This is a genomic window from Bacteroidia bacterium (assembly GCA_019695265.1).
Classification (GTDB): Bacteria; Bacteroidota; Bacteroidia; order JAIBAJ01; family JAIBAJ01; genus JAIBAJ01.
The window spans coordinates 1-2,782 of record JAIBAJ010000207.1 but is presented as its reverse complement, the minus strand read 5'-3'; the positions used below and the strand labels follow the sequence as shown (position 1 = coordinate 2,782).

Genomic DNA, 2,782 nt, shown 5'->3' with positions numbered 1-2,782 from the left:
CACCGATTGCTGGAAACAAACTCTGCCCGCCGCCCCTTACCTTTCTATGATGGCCGTAGGTAAATGGAATATTGTGAAGGATAAATGGAGAGACCTGGAAGTGAATTACTACATGGAACCGGAATATAAACCTTATACCAAACGTATTTTTGGAAAAACTCCGGCTATGCTCGAATTCTATTCCAAACGCCTGGGTGTTGATTATCCCTGGGAGAAGTTTAGTCAAGTCATTGTGCGCGACTACGTTAGCGGTGCAATGGAAAATACTACCGCCGTAATTCATGGCGATTTCTTTAACCAAACCGAACGGGAAATGCTCGATGGGGACAATGAAACCACTGTAGCACACGAACTTTTTCACCAATGGTTTGGCGACCTCGTAACCTGCGAAAGCTGGAGTAACCTGCCTCTCAATGAAAGTTTCGCTACCTATGGTGAATACCTGTGGCTGGAACACGACGCCGGACGCGAAGAAGCCGACTACCATGGTCAACTCGACCTGAAAAAGTACCTGGCCGAAAGCGCTCAGAAAAAAGAAAATCTGATTCGCTTCTACTACGACGATAAGGAAGACATGTTCGATATGCATTCCTATGCCAAAGGCGGTCGGGTGCTACACATGTTGCGAAAATACCTGGGCGATGAAGCATTTTTCGAAGGCCTGAAAGTGTACCTCTCCGAAAACAAATTCCAAAGCGTAGAAATTCATAACCTTCGCCTGGCTATGGAAAAAGTATGCGGCGAAGACTTAAATTGGTTTTTTAATCAGTGGTTCCTGGCCAAAGGTCATCCGGTAGTAGAAATCCAAACCGAATACGATAGCCTGGCTAAAAAGGTCCAAGTTACCCTCATTCAAAAACAAAACATTCAGGAAAACGCCCTGTACACACTACCACTCGATGTAGATATTTATTACCCAACCGGAAAAGAACGCAAACGAATATGGTTTACCGATACCAAAGAAACCATTTCAATGGATGTAAAAGAAAAACCGGTATTGGTCAATGTAGATGCAGAAAAGCAATTGTTGGCAGTTAAATCAGAGAAAAAATCCAGCTCCGATTACGTTACTCAATACAAACGTTGTCCCTTACTCTTGGACCGTCTCGAGGCCATCAACCAACTGAGCAGCCACCTGGAAGAGGCCGACGCTAAATCCACTATCCTCCTGGCACTAAAAGATAAACACTATTCCGTTCGCTTAGTTGCACTTAGAAATACCAAACCTTCGCTTTTTGTTAACTCCGACGAATACAAAAAAGTATTAATGGACATAGCCAAAACCGATTCTAAATCTTCGGTAAGAAACGCCGCTGTGAAAAAAATGGCCGATTATTTCAAAGGTCAGGAATCACTCGATTTCTTTAAAGAAGTGGCCTCTAATGACCAATCTTACCTGGTGATAGGTGGCGCCTTGTCGGCTATTAATGAACTTAGCAACAACGAAGGTTTAGAAATGGCCAGAAAACTCGCTCCTTCAGCCCGGGGTAGCTTAATGTTGGATATTGCCTTAATTCTATCCGATAAAGGTGGTAAATCCGACTTGGCTTTTTTCCAAAACGCCTATAAAACCATTACCGAAAACAATGCTAAATATGCCTTAATCGCTCTCATAGGTCGATATGCCGGAAATCAGGAAACAGCACTTGTAAAAGAAATAATGCCCTTGTTGCAAAACATCGCTATCAAAGAATCCGCTTGGTTTATTCGCTTGGCTGGTATTCAGGCAATTAGCGAAATCGGTCTCAAAACCCAAGCTCGTATAGATGAAATTAATTCCCTCGCATCCAAAGGCCTCGGCAATCCGGGCGATGCAGCCGTAATGGAGGAGTTAAAACAACAACTGAAAAAAATAGATGATGCCATGAGCGAAATCCGTTCCAAAGAAACCGATCCTAAGGTGAAACGCCTTATTGGTGGCTAGTTTCCAATGGTTTTACAGCCTCTTTTTTTAGTTTAGTATTATTCAATGTATTGTTTGGCGGGCCCCCTTCGCCCACCAATTTATCTGCTAATCCAAATCCTTGCATAACGGGCTCGGGTCACGCTATCGGCTGTAGTCCTCGGCCCCCTAGGCTATCGCCGTAGGTGCCCTGTGGGCTACTTGCCTCTATCGTTGCCCGAGGGTGCAAACCCCAGGCAACTATTCTTTTCCAACCAATTCGCAATGCCATATTGGTCGGAAAGGTTGCTTGTTTTGCCAGTGTTACGGGAGAACTAAGCTAAAAGCTATTTTGAAATTTACCTTGGTAAAGGCTAATGCAAAAGCTGTTAATAACATTGGTTAATGCCGATTCTAAAGCTGTTTTGGTAAATTAGTGCATAGCCTAATTGTACTAATACAAATTTGCTATCGGTATTAGGCAAATGATGGCGAAACACGGTTGAACTGCTGCCGATTGGCAATTGGAATTATTTTTCCAATAATACTTTTTTCCAATTCACTATGGTCTGTCCTGATCGCAAGTATATAAGGTATAATCCGCTGGGAAGTTGATTCGACGAAATACTTGCTTGATTTTTTCCTTCGCATTCCATATTGTAAACACGTTGGCCTAAGCTGTTGTAAAGTTCAATGGTGTTTACAGGTTGCTTTCCTTCCCATTTCACTTGCAACAGACTTGAAAAAGGATTTGGATAAACGGTTAATCCTTCTTCTTCCTGGTTGTTTTCTTCCAAAGAAGTAGCGTATTGTCCGCAGCTCCATTGGCTGTAATCCATTCCGGTTTGAACTTGCCAGTTTTGAAAGGCTTCAAAGGTTTCTCCCAAGGTAGCCCATTCC

The 2,782-nt window shown here is 43.1% G+C and carries 2 protein-coding genes; one reads left to right on the top strand and one right to left on the bottom strand.

Annotated features, from left to right (window positions below):
- The coding region (locus K1X82_15365; GenBank protein MBX7183490.1) for a M1 family metallopeptidase at positions 1-1,924 on the top strand (1,924 nt) is incomplete at its 5' end.
- Between the two features lie 488 nt (positions 1,925-2,412).
- Here the strand turns inward: K1X82_15365 and K1X82_15360 are convergent.
- Positions 2,413-2,782 (bottom strand): T9SS type A sorting domain-containing protein (locus K1X82_15360; GenBank protein ID MBX7183489.1); only part of this gene is annotated, 370 nt, incomplete at its 5' end.